The 438-nt window shown below is 72.8% G+C and carries 1 protein-coding gene; it reads right to left on the bottom strand.

What is annotated here, in order from left to right:
• The coding region (locus tag M3225_RS29025) for an aldehyde dehydrogenase family protein (RefSeq protein WP_251400771.1) at window positions 1–438 on the bottom strand (438 nt) is incomplete at both ends.

The following is a 438-nucleotide window of genomic DNA, read 5'->3' as shown; positions in this document are numbered from 1 at the left end:
GGCCACCACGCCCACCGGCTCGCGCCGGGTGTAGGCGGAAAAACGCGCGCCGGCCGGCATCGGGATGGACACGTCCAGCGTCTGCCCCTCGATCTTGGTGGCCCAGCCGGCCATGTAGCGCATGTAGCCGAGGGAGGCGCCGACCTCGATGGCCCGGGCGATGTGGATCGACTTGCCCTGCTCCAGGCTTTCCAGCTGCGCCAGTTCCTCGGTGTGGCGCTCCACCAGTTCGGCGAAGCGCAGCAGCAGGCGCTCGCGCTCGCTCGGCGCCAGGCCGCTCCAGATGCCGGAGCGGAAGGCGCGGTGGGCCGACTGCACGCAGGCGTCGACCTGCTCCAGGTCGGCCAGGCGCACTTCGGCCAGGGGGCTGTCGTCGGCGGGGTTGCGCAGGGTGCGGCGGGCGTCGCCGCGCGGCGTGCGCTGTTCGCCGTCGATGAA

The sequence above is a fragment of the Priestia aryabhattai genome (assembly GCF_023715685.1).
In the GTDB taxonomy this organism is placed as follows: domain Bacteria; phylum Bacillota; class Bacilli; order Bacillales; family Bacillaceae_H; genus Priestia; species Priestia aryabhattai_B.
Note: the sequence above shows the minus strand (reverse complement) of the source record. Positions and strands in the feature narration are given on the sequence as shown.